Source organism: Parvimonas micra, assembly GCF_037482165.1.
In the GTDB taxonomy this organism is placed as follows: domain Bacteria; phylum Bacillota; class Clostridia; order Tissierellales; family Peptoniphilaceae; genus Parvimonas.
In genome coordinates this window covers 1,331,408-1,348,373 of the sequence record NZ_CP148048.1, presented here as the reverse complement: position 1 = coordinate 1,348,373, position 16,966 = coordinate 1,331,408, and the positions used below count along the sequence as shown (strand labels likewise).

Below are 16,966 nucleotides of genomic sequence, written 5' to 3'. Positions count from 1 at the left end.
ATGAAGATTAGAATTGATAGATTCCTTTGTCATATGGGAATTGGCTCAAGAAGTGAAGTTAAAAAGTTTTTAAAAACTTGTAGAGTTAAGCTGAATGGAAAGATTGAAAAAAATCCAAATACACAGGTTGACATTGAAAAAGATGAAATTTTGTTTGATGATGAAAGAGTAATCTATAAGGAATTTACTTATTTGATGTTGAATAAACCAAAGGACTTTATCAGTGCAACCTTTGATACAAAACTTCCTACAGTTTTAGATTTATTAGAATTTCCGTACTCTAATATGGAATTATTTCCCGTTGGACGACTTGACATAGATACGACAGGATTTTTGATTTTAACAAATGACGGCAAATTTTCCTACAATGTAACAAATCCAAAGAAAAAAGTAAATAAAAAATATTTTGTTACTTTAAGAGATGATATTACAAGTGAACAGATTGAAAGTCTTGAAAATGGAATTTACTTTGAAAAAGAAGATTTTACAACAGAAAATGCAAAGGTTGAAAAAATTTCAGAAAAAGAAATTTACCTTACTATTTCCGAAGGAAAATTTCATCAAGTAAAAAGAATGTTGGAATATGTGGGAAATGAAGTTGTTGAACTCAAAAGAGTGTGCATTGGAAATTTGAATTTAGACGATAGTCTTAAACTTGGAGAGTATCGAGAAATTACAAATAGCGAATTAGAAGAAATATTTAGATAAAGTTTTGATTGTTGTCAAAACTTTTTTTATTGTTATTTTTGTGATAAAATAATTATAAGATATTTATTTTAGGAGTTTTTATGAAAAGTATAGAGAATGTTAGTAATAATCATAGACAAGAGGATTTAAAATTACTGTTTTATGGAATTTTAGTAGGGATTGTTGCGGGTGGATTTTCCAGCTTCTATCGTTATGTTATTCATGGAATAGAAATAATTATAGGAGGAATCATAAATATAAGTAGAAGTCATTTTTATATTTATCCGATTATCTTTATAGCACTTATATTTATTTCTTTTTTAGTTACAAAGATTAAGAGTATGTCAAGATTTTGTGGGGGTTCAGGAATACCACAAGTTGAAGCGGAAATAAAGGGATATATTAATCCTAATCCAGTAAGAGTTTTATTGGCAAAAATTTTTGGAGGAGCTTTAACTGCTTTGGCAGGTTTTTCAGTTGGTCGTGAAGGTCCATCAATTCAAATAGGGGCAATGAGTGGAAAATTAGTTTCAAGAAAATTAAAGAAAAACAAAACAGTTGAAAAGTTTTTAATAACTTGTGGAGCAAGTGCAGGACTTGCTGCTGCATTTAATGCACCTGTTGCAGGAATTTTATTTGCAGTTGAAGAAGTACATCGACATATTAGTAAAAAACTTTTAGTAGTTTGTATGGCAGCAACAATAACTTCGGATTTAGTTTCAAAAATACTATATGGAACAGAAACTGTCTTTAATTTTAATTTGTCTGAAAAATTGCCATTAGTAAATTACTGGACTTTGATTTTATTTGCAGTGGTATTATCACTTTTAGGAGTTCTCTATATATTTTTGATGGAATTTTTTATGAAAGTTCAAGACGGACTTAAGTTAAGGAAAGAATTTAAATTAATTCCATATTTTCTATTACCTATAGTAATTTTAATATTTACACCTAATTTATTAGGTGGTGGCGGTTTCTTGATGAAAGAGTTACAAACTGTTGATTTTCCAATTTATATGTTGATTTTACTTTTTATAGTAAAATTATTATTCTCAATAATTTGCTTTAGTTCAGGAGTTCCAGGTGGAATTTTCTTTCCGATATTAGTTTTAGGAGCTACAATCGGAACAATTTTTGGGAAAATCATAGATCCAATTTATATAAATAGTTTTATTATTCTTGGAATGGCAGGATATTTGACTGCAATAGTTAGAGCACCACTTACTTCAATAATTTTAATCTTTGAAATGACTGGTAATCTTTCCTATTTATTGCCTCTTTCAATAGTTTGTCTTATAACTTATTCCATACCTAATTATTTAAAATCATTACCTATTTATGAATATCTTTTAGAAAGATTAATGGAAAGAGAACATATTGCAAGTTCAAAAGATGGAGAAAAAATGACTATGAGTATAGTTGTTGAAATCGGAAGTGAGATAGAAAACAAGAAAATAAAAGAAGTAGAATTTCCAAAGGGAATGTTAATTGTAAATATTGACAGAGGAGTTGAAGAAATAATACCAAATGGGGAAACTACAATAATAAATGGGGATGTTATAAATGTACTCGTAAGTGAAAATAAATTATTTGATACATTTAACGCATTACAAAAAATTTGCCAAAATAATTAAAAAATAAAGAATACTTTTAGAATTGTTAGGGGGTCTTATGATTAAATTATTAACTTTAGAAGAAATTGAAAAATATAAAAGAGAAATTTCCGATATATACAAAGAAGTTTTTAAAACTGATGATTTTTCTGCTAATTTTTTAATTACTAGAATTGACGGTAGTTTAAAAAATAATATAAAAATTGTTGGAGCCTTTGAGGATGATAAGTTAATCGGATTTGTATATGGCTTTGACTTTTTAAAAGAAAATTGGTGGGCAATGCAAGTGGATTCACAGTTACCAAGTGGAATTGATTGGTATAAAGGCACTTTTGAACTTAATGAATTAGCAGTTATTGAAAAATATCAAGGTAAAGGATATGGGAAAAAATTGATGAAATGTCTTATTGAAAATTTTGAAGGAGATAAAATTTTATTATCCACTAAGAAATTTAATAATGATAAAATAATTAATTTTTATCATAAACTAGGATTTAAAGATTTAATAAATCCATTTGAATATCCTAATGGAGACTATGAAACGTCAATTATATTATGTTTAAATAAATAGTTTTTTAAAATGATTAGATTAAAGTCTAATCATTTTTTTGTGCAGTAAAGCAAAACGAGAATAGATATTTATTATCAAATATTTGACAACGATTGCCTATAGTGATAAAATAAAATTAATAAGAAAATAATCATCAAAAATATTTTTTGGTTTTTTCTTATTGAAAATATATTTTAGGAGGTTTTTTATGATTACAGATGGATTTCAATTTGTTGCACTGTTATTTTTTGTTTCAGGTATAGTGATTTACTTGGAAAAGAAGTTTAAAAATGGAGTATTTTTTAAATATATTCCTGCATTGGTTATAATCTATTTTGGTGCTATGATTTTATCAACATTAGGTGTATGGGATATGAACGTAGAAAGTGTATCTAAAGCTAGAAGTGTTTTAAAAGATGCAATATTACCTTCAATGATATTTTTAATGTTGTTGAGAGCTGACCTTAGAGATATAGCAAAATTAGGCCCTAGAATGATAATTTCATTTTTTACTGCAACATTTACTATAATGATTGGTTTTGTTGTGGCATTTCTTATATTCAAGGGAAACCTAGCATCAAATGCACCTTTAACTTTTGGAGCACTAGCTGGAAGTTGGGTTGGTGGAACACAAAATATGGTTGCGGTACAACAGGCAGTAGGACTTGAAGGCTCAGGAATGGGTTATACACTATTGATTGACTCAATAGATTATTCAATATGGATAATGTTCCTATTATTCTTAGTTCCATTTGCAGATAAATTTAACAAGTGGACAAAGGCTGATACTTCAAAAATTGATAATATTAATGAACATTTAACTGCAAAATTTTCATCAATAAGTAAAGAGATAACTTTCCAAGATATATTTTTCTTATTGAGTGTTGCACTTGGAGTTACAGCAGTTACAACAATAATGGGAAATGAATTGGTAAAAATTCCTGCACTTGCATTTATGGGAGCAACAGGTTGGACTATAATCATAACTACAATCTTAGGAGTTATTTTCGCAATGACACCACTTGCAAGAATTCCAGGTTCTCCTGAAGTTTCAAATGTCCTATTATATATGCTAATAGGATTAATTGCATCAAATGCAAATTTCTTAGAACTTACTCAAGCTCCAGCATATATTTTAGCAGGTTTTGTAATCCTTATAATTCATGGAATTTTGATGGCTATAATTGGAAAAGTATTCAAACTTGATTTATTTACTTGTGGTATAGCTTCTCTTTCAAATATAGGTGGAGTAGCTTCTTCACCAGTACTTGCAGCGGCATATTCACAATCATTGGTTCCAATAGCTGTATTAATGGCATTAATTGGGGTTATAACGGGAACTTTCTTTGGTATAGGAGTTGCAAAATTCTTGACGATGTTAGCTTAAAAATTGTTTTAATGGAATGGTCTATTTTATAGACCATTCTTTTTTGTGAAAATACAGATAATAAAAACTTGTAAAAAAAGTTTTTTTGGTATATACTATTTTGTGAATGTTTGAGAAGGAGTTTTATATGAAAAAAGCAATACAAATGTCCGAATCGATTGAAGTTGCAATATTTTTAGCATTAAGCGGTGGACTTATGGATGCATATTCATACCTTTTAAGAGGACAAGTTTTTGCAAATGCACAAACTGGAAATATGCTGTTATTAGGTGTTCATGCTTCTCAAGGAAATTGGGCAATGTGCTTAAAATATGCTTTTCCAATATCATTTTTTACTCTTGGAATTTTTTTAGCTGATTTATTTAGAAAAAAAGGGGATTATAAATTACATTGGCGACAAAATGCCGTTATTTTTGAGATATTTTTACTTATTTGTGTGGCTTTTATTCCCGAAAATATGAACGAAACAGCAAATGCAATGACATCTTTTGCTTGTGGAATACAAGTTCAAAGTTTTAAAAAAGTACGTGGAATAGATTTTTCTACAACAATGTGTATTGGAAATTTAAGAGGTGGAACTCACAATTTAGCTGAGTATTTTTATACAAAAAATAAAAAGTTTTTAGAATATAGTTTAATGTATTTTGGAGTTATATTATGTTTTATTATTGGGGCGATTATAGGTAGTAAATTTAGTAATATTTTAGGATTTAAAACTATTTTACTAAGTGCTTTTTCGCTTATTATTTGTGTATTTATTATGTTTATAGATAGAGAAAAATAAGGAGGATATTTTGTTTAATATAGTTTTATTAGAACCGGAAATTCCTTTTAATACTGGAGCTATTGGAAGAACTTGTGTCGCAACCGACACTAAATTACATTTGATAAAGCCTTTAGGTTTTTCACTTGATGACAAAATGGTAAAGAGATCAGGACTTGACTATTGGGATAAGTTAAAACTTTTTGTCTATGAAAATATTGAAGATTTTTATGAAAAAAATCCGAATGCGAATATCTATTTTGCAACCACAAAGGCAAAAAGAACCTATGATAAGGTAGAATATTCTCCAAATGATTATATTATGTTTGGGAAAGAGAGTAAAGGAATACCTGAAGAAATTTTAGTTAAAAACGAAGGACATTGTGTAAGGATACCGATGTGGGGAGAAATTCGTTCCCTAAATTTATCAAATTCGGTTGGAATAGTTTTATATGAAGCGCTAAGGCAACAAGATTTCTCAGAACTTGAAAAGTTTGGGAATCTACATAGATTAAATTGGAGTGAATAATGGACGAAGAATTATATGAATTATTAAAACAAAAAAGAAAAGTAGAAGCTGTAAAGTACGTTAGAAATAAATATGATATGGACTTTAAAAGTGCAAAAGAAACAGTTGATAAGTTGATAGAAAAAGTTGAATATTTTGATGAGAAAAATCTTGAATTATCAGAAGAAGATTTATTGTATAAAAATAGAAGTTTAGAGGAATCTGAAATATCTGATGATGACTTATATGCTTTGGTAAAGGAAAATAGAAAAGTAGATGCTATAAAATACGTAAGAGAAAAATATAATTTTGATTTAAAAATATCAAAAAATATAGTTGATAGTTTAGATATAAATGATCCAAAGACATTTACAGAAAAAAATATCATTTCTGCATCAAAGTCAATAAATTCTAATTATGGAAATGATTATACTAGTGAAGGCTATTCCTATGAAATGAGAAATGGAGAACAACATTACTATGTATATAAAGATGGAGAAAAAAGAGAAGTCAATAGGACTGCAATTCCTAGAGATATACTAAAAGGCTTTGAACAAAACTTTGAAAAATCCTCAGAAGAATATGAAGATAGAAAAACAAAAAGAAAAAATATTATTTTGGGGATTCTGTTAATTATAGTAATAGCAGGAATACTTATTTACTTTAATTAAAATTTGACATTCTAAAAAGAATAAGCTTTGATTATTAAGATAAGTTAAAACTTTTTGTCTGAAGAAATCAAAGTTTTTTACGAAAAAATCCAAATTCAAATATTTATTTTGCAAATACAAAAAGTAAAAATAACCTACGATAATGTAGAATATTTTTCGAAATTTAAAAAGTTTGAAAATTTACTTAGATTATATCGGAGTGAGTAATGGACAAAGTATTATATGATTTATTAAAACAAAAAAGAAAAGAAGAAGCTGTAAAGTATGTTAAAAATAAATATAATATGGATTTTAAAGACGCAAAAGAAACAGTTGACAAGATGACAAAAACCTTGGAATATTTTGAAGGAAAAAACCATGGATTATCAAAAGAAGACTTTCACGATATGTTTAAAAATTCAATTATTTCTAGGATATATGATAATGATTTATATGCTTTGATAAGAGAAAATAGAAAAGAAGAAGCTGTAAAGTATGTAAAAAACAAATATAATTTTGATTTAGAAAAAGCAAAAACTTTAGTTGATAATTTAGATCCAGAGATGTTTACAGAAAAAAGTATTATCCCTGAATCAAATTCTAGTTTGTCTGATTATACAAGTGGTTATAGTATTGGAAACTATTCCTATGAAATGATAGATGGAGAACAACTTTACTATACTTATAAAGACGGAGCAAAAAAAGAAGTAAATAGAATTTCAATTCCTAGAGATATACTTAAAGATTTTGAAAAATCTGCTGATGAATACGAAGATAAAAAAACCAAAAGAAAAAATATTATTTTGGTAATCTTTTTAGTGCTTATAATAGCAGGAATACTTATTTGCTTTAATTCATTTTGACACTTTATTTCATTTATGCTATAATTTTTTTGTAAAATATAATATTAAAATTACGGGGGTATTATATGAAAAATTTTGAAAAAATTCTTATTTGTGTATTAGCCTTATTAGTATTTGCAGGCTGTTCAAAACCAAAGGAAAAAGCTTCTGAAAATTCTACACAAAAAGAAGAGACAAAAGAAGAAACAAAAGAAGAAGCAAAAAAAGATGAAGAAAAAACTGAAGAAGAAAAGAAAATGGATGAATACGCAAAAAATGCTGTAAAAGTGCAAAAGGAAGGCTCAACATTTGAAAAAAACGAAAAAGAATGGCCTTTTAATCAAACTGAAACATCTGTTCTTACATTTGGATATGATTTTAATAGTGCAAGCAAAGTTATAGATGGAAAATATTTAGTAACTGTAGATATTGAATTGCCTAATGATACATTAATGTACAATTCAACTGATATTCTAAAAAAAAGCAAACATGAATTAGGTAGAGATGACATTGATGATAGTAAAGGTAAAGACGATGCTGTTACTGTGAAAGATATTGCATCTGTAATAAAGCCTGATGAGTATATTGATTCGCCTGCAACTGGAGGTTTACCATCACATTCGTTTTTTACTGGGAATGATAAACTTAATGCTATGGTTGATTATGGTATTTTTATTAATAGGACCAAAGATAAAAATGCTTATGATACTTATCTTGCGGATTGTGCTGAAGAGATGAAAAAAGAAAAACAGTGGGCATTAGCACATGTTGTAGAAAGTGGAGAGCATAGAGCATCAATATACTATAAGGCTTATAATGAAGTTAATCCCGAAGTAAGAACAGATTCACATTTTTATTTTGCATATGAAATTGATGATATTTCAACTTTACATCTTGAATTTTGGTATCAATTACTACCAACAGGTCTATATCACGATCGAGGAAAGACTAGACATTTAACTGAACAAGATATGATTGAAATAGGCAAACAGGTTATTAAAACTATCAAATCCACATCAACTACAAAAGTTGATTATAAATAAAATACGATGTAAACTAATTATAGAATGGCAATTTAATGATTGCCATTTTTTGTGTTTATTTTTCTAAAAATTTAATACTAAATATAAAATAATTATATTTAAAGTTTATTTTGACACTTTATTTCTTTTGTGCTATAATTTTTTTTTAGATTATAATATTAAAATAACGGAGGTATTATATGAAAAATTTTAGAAAAATACTTATTTGTGGATTAGCCTTATTAGCATTTGTAGGCTGTTCAAAACCAAAAGAAAAAGCTTCTGAAAATTCTACTCAAAAAGAAGAAACAAAAAAAGATGATTCTAAAAGTAAAAACGAACAAGAATTAGATGATGATGAAAAAAATGCTGTTAAAGTTAAAAAAGAAGGTTCAACATTTGAAAAAAACGAAAAAGAATGGCCTTTTAACAAAACAGAAACATCAGTTATTAGATTGGGTTATCATGACAATATTGCAGGAAATGTTATTCCGGGAAATTTTGTAGCTACTGTCGAAATTGAATTACCTAATGACACTATTACTAACAATCATTTTATTGTACAAAATACAAATGAAGGTAAAACAGTTAGAGAGCAAATTGACCCAAGTAAAGATAGAAAAGCGGATGTCCTTATTAAAGATATTGCACCTTTAATTAAAGAAAATGAATATGTTTTTTCTAGTCCAGGCGGTGGCGGAGAAGGATATTTTTATACAGGAAATAAAGAAATGAATGCGCAAATTACTCATGGTATTTCAATTCATAGAACAGTAGATAAAAATGCATATGATGTCCATCTAGAAGAAAGTGATAAAATTCTAGAAGCACGCAAAGAATGGGTTAGAGTTCCTATTGTTGAAAGCGGAGAACATAGAGCTTCAATATCATATCAATCATATAATAAATACAAGCCTAAAGAAAGATATGATTCAGAATTTAGCTTGACATATGAAATCAGTGATAAAGCACTTTTAAAAATGCGTTTTGAATATAAAGTTTTTCCTTATGGTCCATATGAAAAGACTGGAAAGGCAAGATATCTAACAGAACAAGATATGATTGAAATAGCAAAACAAGCTATTAAAACTATCAAATCTTCATCAACTGTTGAAGTTCCTAAAAAATAATTATAGAATGGCAATTTAATGATTGCCATTTTTTTGTATAATCATTATTACAGATTCTAATATTATTATGTATTGACTTTCATATTAATAAATTGTATAATTTAGCTTGATATTAGTGTAAAGAACATAATTCTATGTCATTAGCAATTATATATAAACACTAAAAATGAGGCTATGATTAGGTCTCAATTTTTTTATAATTGGAGTGGAAATTTTGAGGGGATATTTTTTAGCATCAATTTTAACAATTAAAAATTATAAGAGAATGTATTTTTTTGCTTTTTTGATGATTTTTGTAAATGTTTTTTTACAATTATCAGTTATTTATGCATTTCAAAATAATATGTATAGTGATTTTAAAATTATTATATATGTTGTTTTTTCATCATATATTTCTATCACATGTTCAATATATCGTACACCCATATTTTCTGATAAAATTATTAATGGAGATTACATAGTATATGCAATTAGACCTTTGAGATATATATCACAATTCATTTTTGAAGAATTATCTTTTTCGGTAAGTTTTGGAGTAATTTATAGCTTTATTCCAATTGTTTGTGCTTTGTTTTTTTTGAATTCAGGAATACATTTGAATTATATTATATTTTTGTTAAGTTATATATTAAGTTTAATTTTAGCGACAGAATTTACAATTTTTATATATAGTTTAACTGTTTTTACACAAAAAAATAGTGCAATAAAAGCCTTATTTCATTCGGTATGTGCATTGCTTTCAGGTAGTATGATTCCAATTGTTTTTTTGCCTGATGCATATATAAGAATTATACAATATTTACCTTTCGCATCAATAGTAAATACGCCAATTCAATTATTATTTGGTTCACAAAACGGAAATAATTTGATGCTTTGTCAAATTATATGGATTTTGTTATTCTATGTAGTTAATTTAATTATAAGTGAAAAAATATTAAAATTTCAAAGACATATAGGGGGTTAAGATGTTACAGGCATTAAAAGATTATTTTATTTTAATAAAAATTAGTATAAAATGCCAATTAAAGTACAAGCTGGATTTTTTTGTTCAGTTAATAATTTGGTCTATATATGCCTTTATTCCTATAATTGCTGTTGATATACTAATAAAAAAATTTGGAAATTTAGGAAATTGGACTCAATATAATATTTTTATAGGGTATGCGATTATTATGTTATCTTATGATTTTGCAAGAATGATTGCAAGAGGATTTGATAATTTTCACAATTATATTGAAAATGGTTCTTTAGACATAATTCTTGTTAAACCTTTAGGTGTTTTTTTACAGATTATGGGTAACGAATTTTTCTTGAGAAGACTTTCTGGAATTATTTCTTACATATTTTTACTTGTTTTATCTATCTCAAAATTAAATATTGAAATGAATAAATTATATGTTAGTGTTTTTATACTATTTATAGTAATATCCGTTGTTTTACTTTTCATTTCTTTACTTATTTTTTCTTCAATTTTTACACTTATTTTTAAAAAAAGGAATTTAATATCAGAAATACTTGTAGATAAGACAGCTTTTATTTCTTATATACCTACAAATATGTTGAATAAGATGGTACAAACTTTTTTGATTTATTTTATACCAATATATTTTTGTTATTATATACCAATGAATAAAATTTTTGCTTGTGATTTTTATGGAAGTATTATTCTTTCGATTTTTATTTCATTGTTGATTTCGATAAGTTATTTGTATATCATAAAAAAAATATTTATAAAAATTTTAAGAAGATTTTATGTTAGTAAAGGAAATTAGGAGTTAGCATTATGATTGAAATAAACAATTTAAAGTATTCATATGATAAATCTTTTTTTAGAAAAAAATTATCAAATTATAATATTGAAATAGAAAATTTATCCATTAAAAAAGGTTCAAAAATTACAATTTGTGGATTAAATGGTTCGGGAAAATCAACATTTATTAAATTGTTATCAGGAGTTTTGAGTGCAAATGAGGGAAAGATAAATGTTATGGGATTTAATCCTATTAAAGATAGAAAGGAATATGTAAAAAATATTTCAGTGATTTGGGGACAAAGAAGTGGATTGTGGCAGGATTTAACTCCTTTGGAAAATTTTGAAGTTTTTTCTAAGTTATACAGAGTAAATAAATTCGAGGCAAAAAAGATTATAGATAAGAGTATAGCTGAATTAAATTGTGAGAGTTTTGTTAATAGACAAGTTAGAAAACTTAGTTTGGGACAAAGAATTAAAATTGAAATAATTGCATCATTAATTCATAGTCCAAAAATTTTATTTTATGATGAAGCTTTTTTAGGTTTAGACTTTAAATCTAAAGCCAAAATTATAGAATATCTGAATAGATATATAGAAGAAAATGACGTTACTTTATTCTTGATTAGTCATGATATTGAAGATTTGGTTCAAATGTGTGATGAGATGCTTTTTTTAGAAAAGGGAAGAGTTATCTTAAGAGATAAAATAAAAAATATTATTAATAAGGATTTAGAAAGAACCAATGTTAAAATAAACTTTTATGGGATGTTTAAATTTGATAATATAAAAGAATATATAGGAAATGAGATAATTATTATAAAACAGGCTGAGAATTTTATAGAATTATCAGTGATTGCATCTTTTAGTCGATCAAATTTAATTAGACTTTTGGCTAATGACAATAACTTGTTGAATATAGAATTTAGTCAGAATAGTTTAGAAAATGTCTTGTTACAAATAGTAAAGTAGAGGATTTAATAGATAAAAATAAAAAATAATTTGACACTTTAATTTGTTTGTGTTAAAATTTAAGTGATGTAGAGATATATCAAAAATTAATAAAAAATTCAGGAGGAAGGAATGTTAATTAGATAACTATTATGAGACAGAAATTTAATAGCTTTTTAGAGCTTAGTTTTTTGTTGCCATTTTAGTTATGCATTCCTTTTTGTGTTCTTTGTAGGACTCCTTTTTGAGTTGCAAAATGAATGTTGAAATGGCAATAAGTAGATTGCCATTTTTTTGTGGCTTAATTTAGGAGGATATATGCTTAGTATAAAAAATTTAACGATATATTTAGTGAAAGATTTAAGAACAGTAATTGAAAATTTTAGTTTTTCTTTAGAAAATGGAATGAAAGTTTGTATAATCGGAGAAGAGGGAAATGGAAAGTCCAGTATTTTAAAGGCGATAGTTGATGATGAGGGCTTAAAAGAATATGCAGAAATAAGTGGATATATAAATAAGTCTAATGAAGTTATTGGATATTTACCACAGATTTTGGAAACCAATATTTTAGATTTTTCAACAAAGTATTATCTTGAAAATAAGATTAAAGAAGAATTTTTTGACTACAATTTATTTTATAAATTGTTAAAGGAGTTAAATTTTGATGAAAATTTAATAAATGAAAAGCAAAAGATAAGTGAATTATCAGGTGGAGAAAGAATTAAATTTATTTTGCTTTGCGAACTTATGAAAGAACCGACTTGTCTTTTATTGGATGAGCCTAGTAATGATTTGGATATAAATTCTATTGAATGGCTTAAGAATTTTATAAAAAATATTGATATTCCAATAATTTTTATTTCTCACGATGAGGATTTGATTGAAAATTGTGCAAATGTAATTATTCATATTGAGCAACTTATGAGAAAGAAAAAGCCAAAGATTTCAATTGAAAAGTTGGATTATGAAAATTATGTTGAAAACAGAGGTAATGCTATTGAAAGACAGGAGAGAATTGCAAAAAAACAAAGAGAAGAATTTGATAAGAAACAAAGAAAATATCAGAAAATATATGAAAGAGTGCAACATGAAATCAGAAGTACAAAAAATGATTTTTGGGGGACAGAGCTGAAAATAAAAATGCATACTGTAAAATCTATCGGTAGAAAACTTGAAAAAGAAAAGGAGAATTTACTTGATTTTCCCGATTATGAAGAATCTATTTTTGTAAAATTTGATGAAAATGTAAATTATTCAACAAAAAAGGAAATTTTAGATTTGAATTTGGAAAAACTTGTCATCGGTTCTAAAATTTTGAGTGAAAATTTGGAATTAAAGGTATTTGGTACTGATAAAATCTGTATAATCGGAGAAAATGGAATAGGAAAGACAACTCTTTTAAAGATAATTTTGAAAAATGTAAAGAAAAATGTAAAGATTGCCTATATGCCTCAGAATTATGATGATAAAATGAATGTTGATATGAGTATTATAGATTATTTGAGTAAGACTTATGAAAAGGAAGAAACTACAAAGATTAGAACATTTTTGGGTTCAATGAAGTTTACTCCTGATGAGATGTTTCACAATTTAAAATCACTTTCAGGAGGACAAAAGGCGAAAATTTACTTTTTAAAAATGATTTTAGAAAATCCTGAAGTTTTGATTTTAGATGAACCTACGAGAAATTTATCTCCTTTTTCCTCAGTTGAAATCAGAAAATTATTAAAATCATATAAAGGTTCAATAATTTCAGTTTCTCACGATAAAAAATATATTAATGAGGTTTGTGATAAAGTTTACAAACTTACCAAAAATGGATTGGAACTAGTAATTTAAAAGAGAAAATACATTTTAGCAAAATTTTGACTACTTTTTGTATTTATGGTAAAATAAAGTTTGATAAAATCAGATTTTAACATAAAAGCGGAGGATATATGGATAAAATTTTTGATATTTTGGAGGGTATTTTTTCAGTTGAAACCTTTGGAAATTTAAAGCTATATGATTTAATGGCAATTATTTTTAAATATATTTTTGTAATTATTATCTATTATTTTATTTATAATATAATTAAAATGATATATTTTGATATTAGCACAACAAGTGAAATGAGTGAGGTTTCTAATACCTATCTAAAACTTATAAACAGAAAGGAAAGTCTTCCTTTTAAAGTTCATGAACATTATTATATAAATAATGAGACAACTTTAGGTCGTGGTGATTCTAATGATATTGTAATAAATGATAAATTTATTTCTAAGAAACATATGAGAATTATTAAAGAAGACGGAATTTATTATATTGAAGATTTAGGCTCTGCAAATGGGACTTTACTTAATGGAGAACCAATTACAGAGGCTATTGAACTTAAAGATAAGGATTTGATTGACGTTGGTCGAATTGAGTTCTTATTTGTAAATGAGGAAGTTGATGATGATTAGTAAAAAATTAAAGTCAAGATTTAGAACTTTAAATGTAAATTCCTATGTCAGCACAAAGAGCATTCAGGGACTATTGTTGTTCTTTCAGATTTTAGGGCTATTTCTAATTATGGCTAGGGATTTTGCGAATTTTGACAAAACTAAGTTGTTTTTTATGATTGCCTTGATTGGTTTTGTATATATTTCTGGAAAATTGGTACAAAAGTTTACTAGAGGCGATTATTATATAATGCTTATTGCAAATATGCTTTTTTCTATTGGAATTTTAGAAATTTACAGGCTGAATAATAAATTGGCATATAGACAAATTATTTGGTTTTGTATAGGCATTGTAGCCTTTTGGGTTATATATTTAATTTTAAAATATATAAGAATCTGGAGCAAAATGTACTATTTTTATGCTGGAATTTCGTATCTTTTATTTATTGCAACATTCCTATTGGGCAGTAGAATTAATGGGGCAAAAAACTGGATAAGATTGGGGAAAAATTTTGCTTTCCAACCATCTGAGCTTATAAAGATTGCTTTTGTTTTCCTCATTGCAGCTTATTATAAAAATAGAGAAAAGTTTGAAAAAGATATTTTTAAAAAATATAGTTTACATTTCTTTTTCTACACATTTTTAGGATTTCTATTTTTACAAAAAGACTTAGGGACTGTACTTGTGTTTTCAGGGGTGTTTATCTTTGCACAGTATATGTACGAACCACATAGAAAGTATATACTTGCGAATCTTTTAGTTCTTTCTTTTGGAGCAATTTTGGGGTATGTTTTGTTTACTCATGTTAAGGTAAGAGTAAAAATCTGGCTAGATCCTTTTAAATATGCCGACGGAATGGGCTATCAAATAATTCAAGGTTTCTATGCGATTGCAAGTGGTGGATTTTTTGGAAAAGGTCTTGGACTTGGAAGACCTGATTATATTCCATTTGCAGAAAGTGACTATATATTTGCAAGTATTTGTGAAGAAATGGGAATTTTAATGGGAATGGGAGTAGTTATGTTGTTCTTAATCTTAACATATAGAGGCTTAAAAACTTCTATGGAACAACATAATAAATTCTACAAATATGTAGCTTTTTGTCTTTCATTAATTTTCGCTTTTCAGTCTTTGATAATGTTCGGAGGAATTCTAAAGCTTATTCCTCTTACAGGAATAACAATTCCTTTTGTCAGCTATGGAGGTTCTTCAATTCTTTCAAGTTTCATCGCTCTGGGAATTTTACAGTATGCCTCTGAAGAGAATATATAGGAGAATATTATGATTGAAATAAAAAGATATAAAAGAGTTTTAACATTTATAAGTTTATTATTTATTTTAATTCTTGGATATATGACTTATTTTCAAGTTGCAAAAGCAGATAAACTTAAAAATGATGAAGATAATAAAAGAAATTGGGTTGATGATAATAAATTAAAAAGAGGAAATATTCTCGATTCTAATGGAAATATTTTAGCAGAAACTAAAACTGATGATAAAGGAGATAAATATAGATACTTTCCTTATGGGGAAGCTTATGCCCATATTGTTGGATATAATAGTAAGAAGTATGGAAAGACGGGAATCGAAAAGAAATTTAATACAACTCTTTTAAATAAACAAGATAAAACTCCTATCGGAGAATTAAAGAAAATCTTGGTTGATCAAAAAGAGGGTAATTCAGTAAAATTGACTACAAATACGGAATTACAACAATATGCTCTTTCTCTTTTGAAGGGTCATAAGGGCTCAATGATTTTGATGAATCCACAAACAGGATCAATAATTACAATGGCTGATATGCCGACTTTTGATCCGAATACAATAGAATCTAATTGGGCAAATATTATTGCTGATGAAGAAAATGCTCCACTTTTAGCAAGAAGTACTTCTGGCCTTTTTACACCAGGTTCTGTTTATAAACTAATAACAGGAACGGCATTACTTGAAAAGCTTAGTGGAAAAGATTTAAATTACAATGATAAGGGGTCAACAACTATCGACCATTACAAAATAAATAACTATGCAAAGGAAGCTAATGGAAATATAGATTTGAGAAAAGCTTTGGTAAAATCCTCAAACACATATTTTGCAGATCAAGTACAAAAAATTGGTGTTGATTCAATGATTGATGTAAGTAAAAGATTTATGTTTGGTCAAGAAATTCCTTTTGAATTAAAAACTGCAATTTCTCCAATACCATACAATGAGAAATCAACAGCTTTAGAGCTTGCTACTGGTGCTTTTGGTCAAGGAAAAGACTTAGTTACTCCATTACATGTTGCTATGTATACAAGTGCAATTGCCAATGGTGGAAATATGATGAAGCCTCATATTGTAAGTGAAATTTTAGATCCAAGCGGAAAAATAATTGAAAAAATTTCACCAGAAGTTTTATCAAAAGTTGCTGATAAACAAGTAATGGATACAATGAAAGATTATTTGAAATCTTCAGGAGATAAAAATTTCGTTGGATTTGTAAAAGGAAAGAAAGTTGCTGGTAAGACAGGAACTGCAGAAAAAACAAAGGATAAAATTCACTCTTGGGTAACAGTTTTTTATCCGGTAGATAATCCTACAATTGTTTGTACTGCATTTTTTGAAGAAGAAAACAAAATTGCTGCTGAAATGATTCCTCTTGTAAAAAAACTTGTAAATAAAGCTATAGAACTTGGATATTAGGAGTAAG

At 26.9% G+C, this 16,966-nt stretch carries 17 protein-coding genes; all 17 read left to right on the top strand.

The genetic code is table 11. From position 1 onward, the window contains the following. On the top strand, nt 1-708 hold the full coding sequence (locus WFJ11_RS06565) for a pseudouridine synthase (RefSeq protein WP_313961186.1): 708 nt from the start codon (nt 1-3) through the stop codon (nt 706-708). Nucleotides 709-788: 80 nt separating this feature from the next. Next, nucleotides 789-2,321, top strand: coding sequence for a ClC family H(+)/Cl(-) exchange transporter (locus WFJ11_RS06560; RefSeq protein ID WP_338817254.1), 1,533 nt, complete (start codon nt 789-791; stop codon nt 2,319-2,321). Between the two features lie 37 nt (nt 2,322-2,358). Then, a complete protein-coding gene (locus WFJ11_RS06555; RefSeq protein ID WP_338817253.1) occupies nt 2,359-2,871 on the top strand; it encodes a GNAT family N-acetyltransferase in 513 nt (170 codons plus the stop codon). 187 nt (nt 2,872-3,058) lie between these two features. Continuing rightward, a complete protein-coding gene (locus WFJ11_RS06550; protein WP_009355067.1) occupies nt 3,059-4,237 on the top strand; it encodes a DUF819 domain-containing protein in 1,179 nt (392 codons plus the stop codon). Between the two features lie 127 nt (nt 4,238-4,364). After that, nucleotides 4,365-5,021: a YoaK family protein gene (locus WFJ11_RS06545; protein WP_009354553.1), complete on the top strand. Its 657-nt coding sequence runs from the start codon at nt 4,365-4,367 to the stop codon at nt 5,019-5,021. Nucleotides 5,022-5,031: 10 nt separating this feature from the next. After that, nucleotides 5,032-5,529, top strand: coding sequence for a tRNA (cytidine(34)-2'-O)-methyltransferase (locus WFJ11_RS06540; RefSeq protein WP_009354923.1), 498 nt, complete (start codon nt 5,032-5,034; stop codon nt 5,527-5,529). Next, nucleotides 5,529-6,179 (top strand): hypothetical protein, encoded by a 651-nt coding sequence (locus tag WFJ11_RS06535; protein ID WP_323988190.1) that lies wholly within the window; start codon nt 5,529-5,531, stop codon nt 6,177-6,179. The genes WFJ11_RS06540 and WFJ11_RS06535 overlap by 1 nt, the downstream gene beginning before the upstream one ends. Nucleotides 6,180-6,385: 206 nt before the next feature. Beyond that, nucleotides 6,386-7,021 (top strand): hypothetical protein, encoded by a 636-nt coding sequence (locus WFJ11_RS06530; RefSeq protein ID WP_338817251.1) that lies wholly within the window; start codon nt 6,386-6,388, stop codon nt 7,019-7,021. Nucleotides 7,022-7,086: 65 nt separating this feature from the next. Beyond that, a complete protein-coding gene (locus tag WFJ11_RS06525) occupies nt 7,087-8,043 on the top strand; it encodes a hypothetical protein (RefSeq protein WP_338817250.1) in 957 nt (318 codons plus the stop codon). Between the two features lie 179 nt (nt 8,044-8,222). Then, nucleotides 8,223-9,152 carry a hypothetical protein gene (locus WFJ11_RS06520; protein WP_338817249.1) on the top strand — a complete coding sequence of 310 codons (930 nt, stop codon included), beginning with the start codon at nt 8,223-8,225 and terminating at the stop codon, nt 9,150-9,152. Between the two features lie 205 nt (nt 9,153-9,357). Continuing rightward, nucleotides 9,358-10,116 carry an ABC-2 family transporter protein gene (locus tag WFJ11_RS06515; protein ID WP_338817248.1) on the top strand — a complete coding sequence of 253 codons (759 nt, stop codon included), beginning with the start codon at nt 9,358-9,360 and terminating at the stop codon, nt 10,114-10,116. Nucleotide 10,117: 1 nt separating this feature from the next. Then, nucleotides 10,118-10,924: an ABC-2 family transporter protein gene (locus WFJ11_RS06510; protein WP_323988195.1), complete on the top strand. Its 807-nt coding sequence runs from the start codon at nt 10,118-10,120 to the stop codon at nt 10,922-10,924. 11 nt (nt 10,925-10,935) lie between these two features. Then, the gene (locus WFJ11_RS06505; RefSeq protein WP_338817247.1) at nt 10,936-11,874 is read left to right on the top strand and encodes an ATP-binding cassette domain-containing protein; all 939 of its coding nucleotides are present in this window, start codon (nt 10,936-10,938) and stop codon (nt 11,872-11,874) included. Between the two features lie 297 nt (nt 11,875-12,171). Next, nucleotides 12,172-13,692 (top strand): ATP-binding cassette domain-containing protein, encoded by a 1,521-nt coding sequence (locus WFJ11_RS06500; protein ID WP_338817246.1) that lies wholly within the window; start codon nt 12,172-12,174, stop codon nt 13,690-13,692. A gap of 98 nt (nt 13,693-13,790) precedes the next feature. Further along, nucleotides 13,791-14,297: an FHA domain-containing protein gene (locus WFJ11_RS06495; RefSeq protein ID WP_004831845.1), complete on the top strand. Its 507-nt coding sequence runs from the start codon at nt 13,791-13,793 to the stop codon at nt 14,295-14,297. Beyond that, the gene (locus WFJ11_RS06490) at nt 14,290-15,549 is read left to right on the top strand and encodes an FtsW/RodA/SpoVE family cell cycle protein (protein ID WP_293440363.1); all 1,260 of its coding nucleotides are present in this window, start codon (nt 14,290-14,292) and stop codon (nt 15,547-15,549) included. Before WFJ11_RS06495 ends, WFJ11_RS06490 begins: the two co-directional genes overlap by 8 nt. 9 nt (nt 15,550-15,558) lie before the next feature. Further along, complete coding sequence (locus tag WFJ11_RS06485) at nt 15,559-16,959, top strand: peptidoglycan D,D-transpeptidase FtsI family protein (protein WP_338817245.1); 1,401 nt, start codon at nt 15,559-15,561, stop codon at nt 16,957-16,959. Nucleotides 16,960-16,966: the final 7 nt, after the last annotated feature.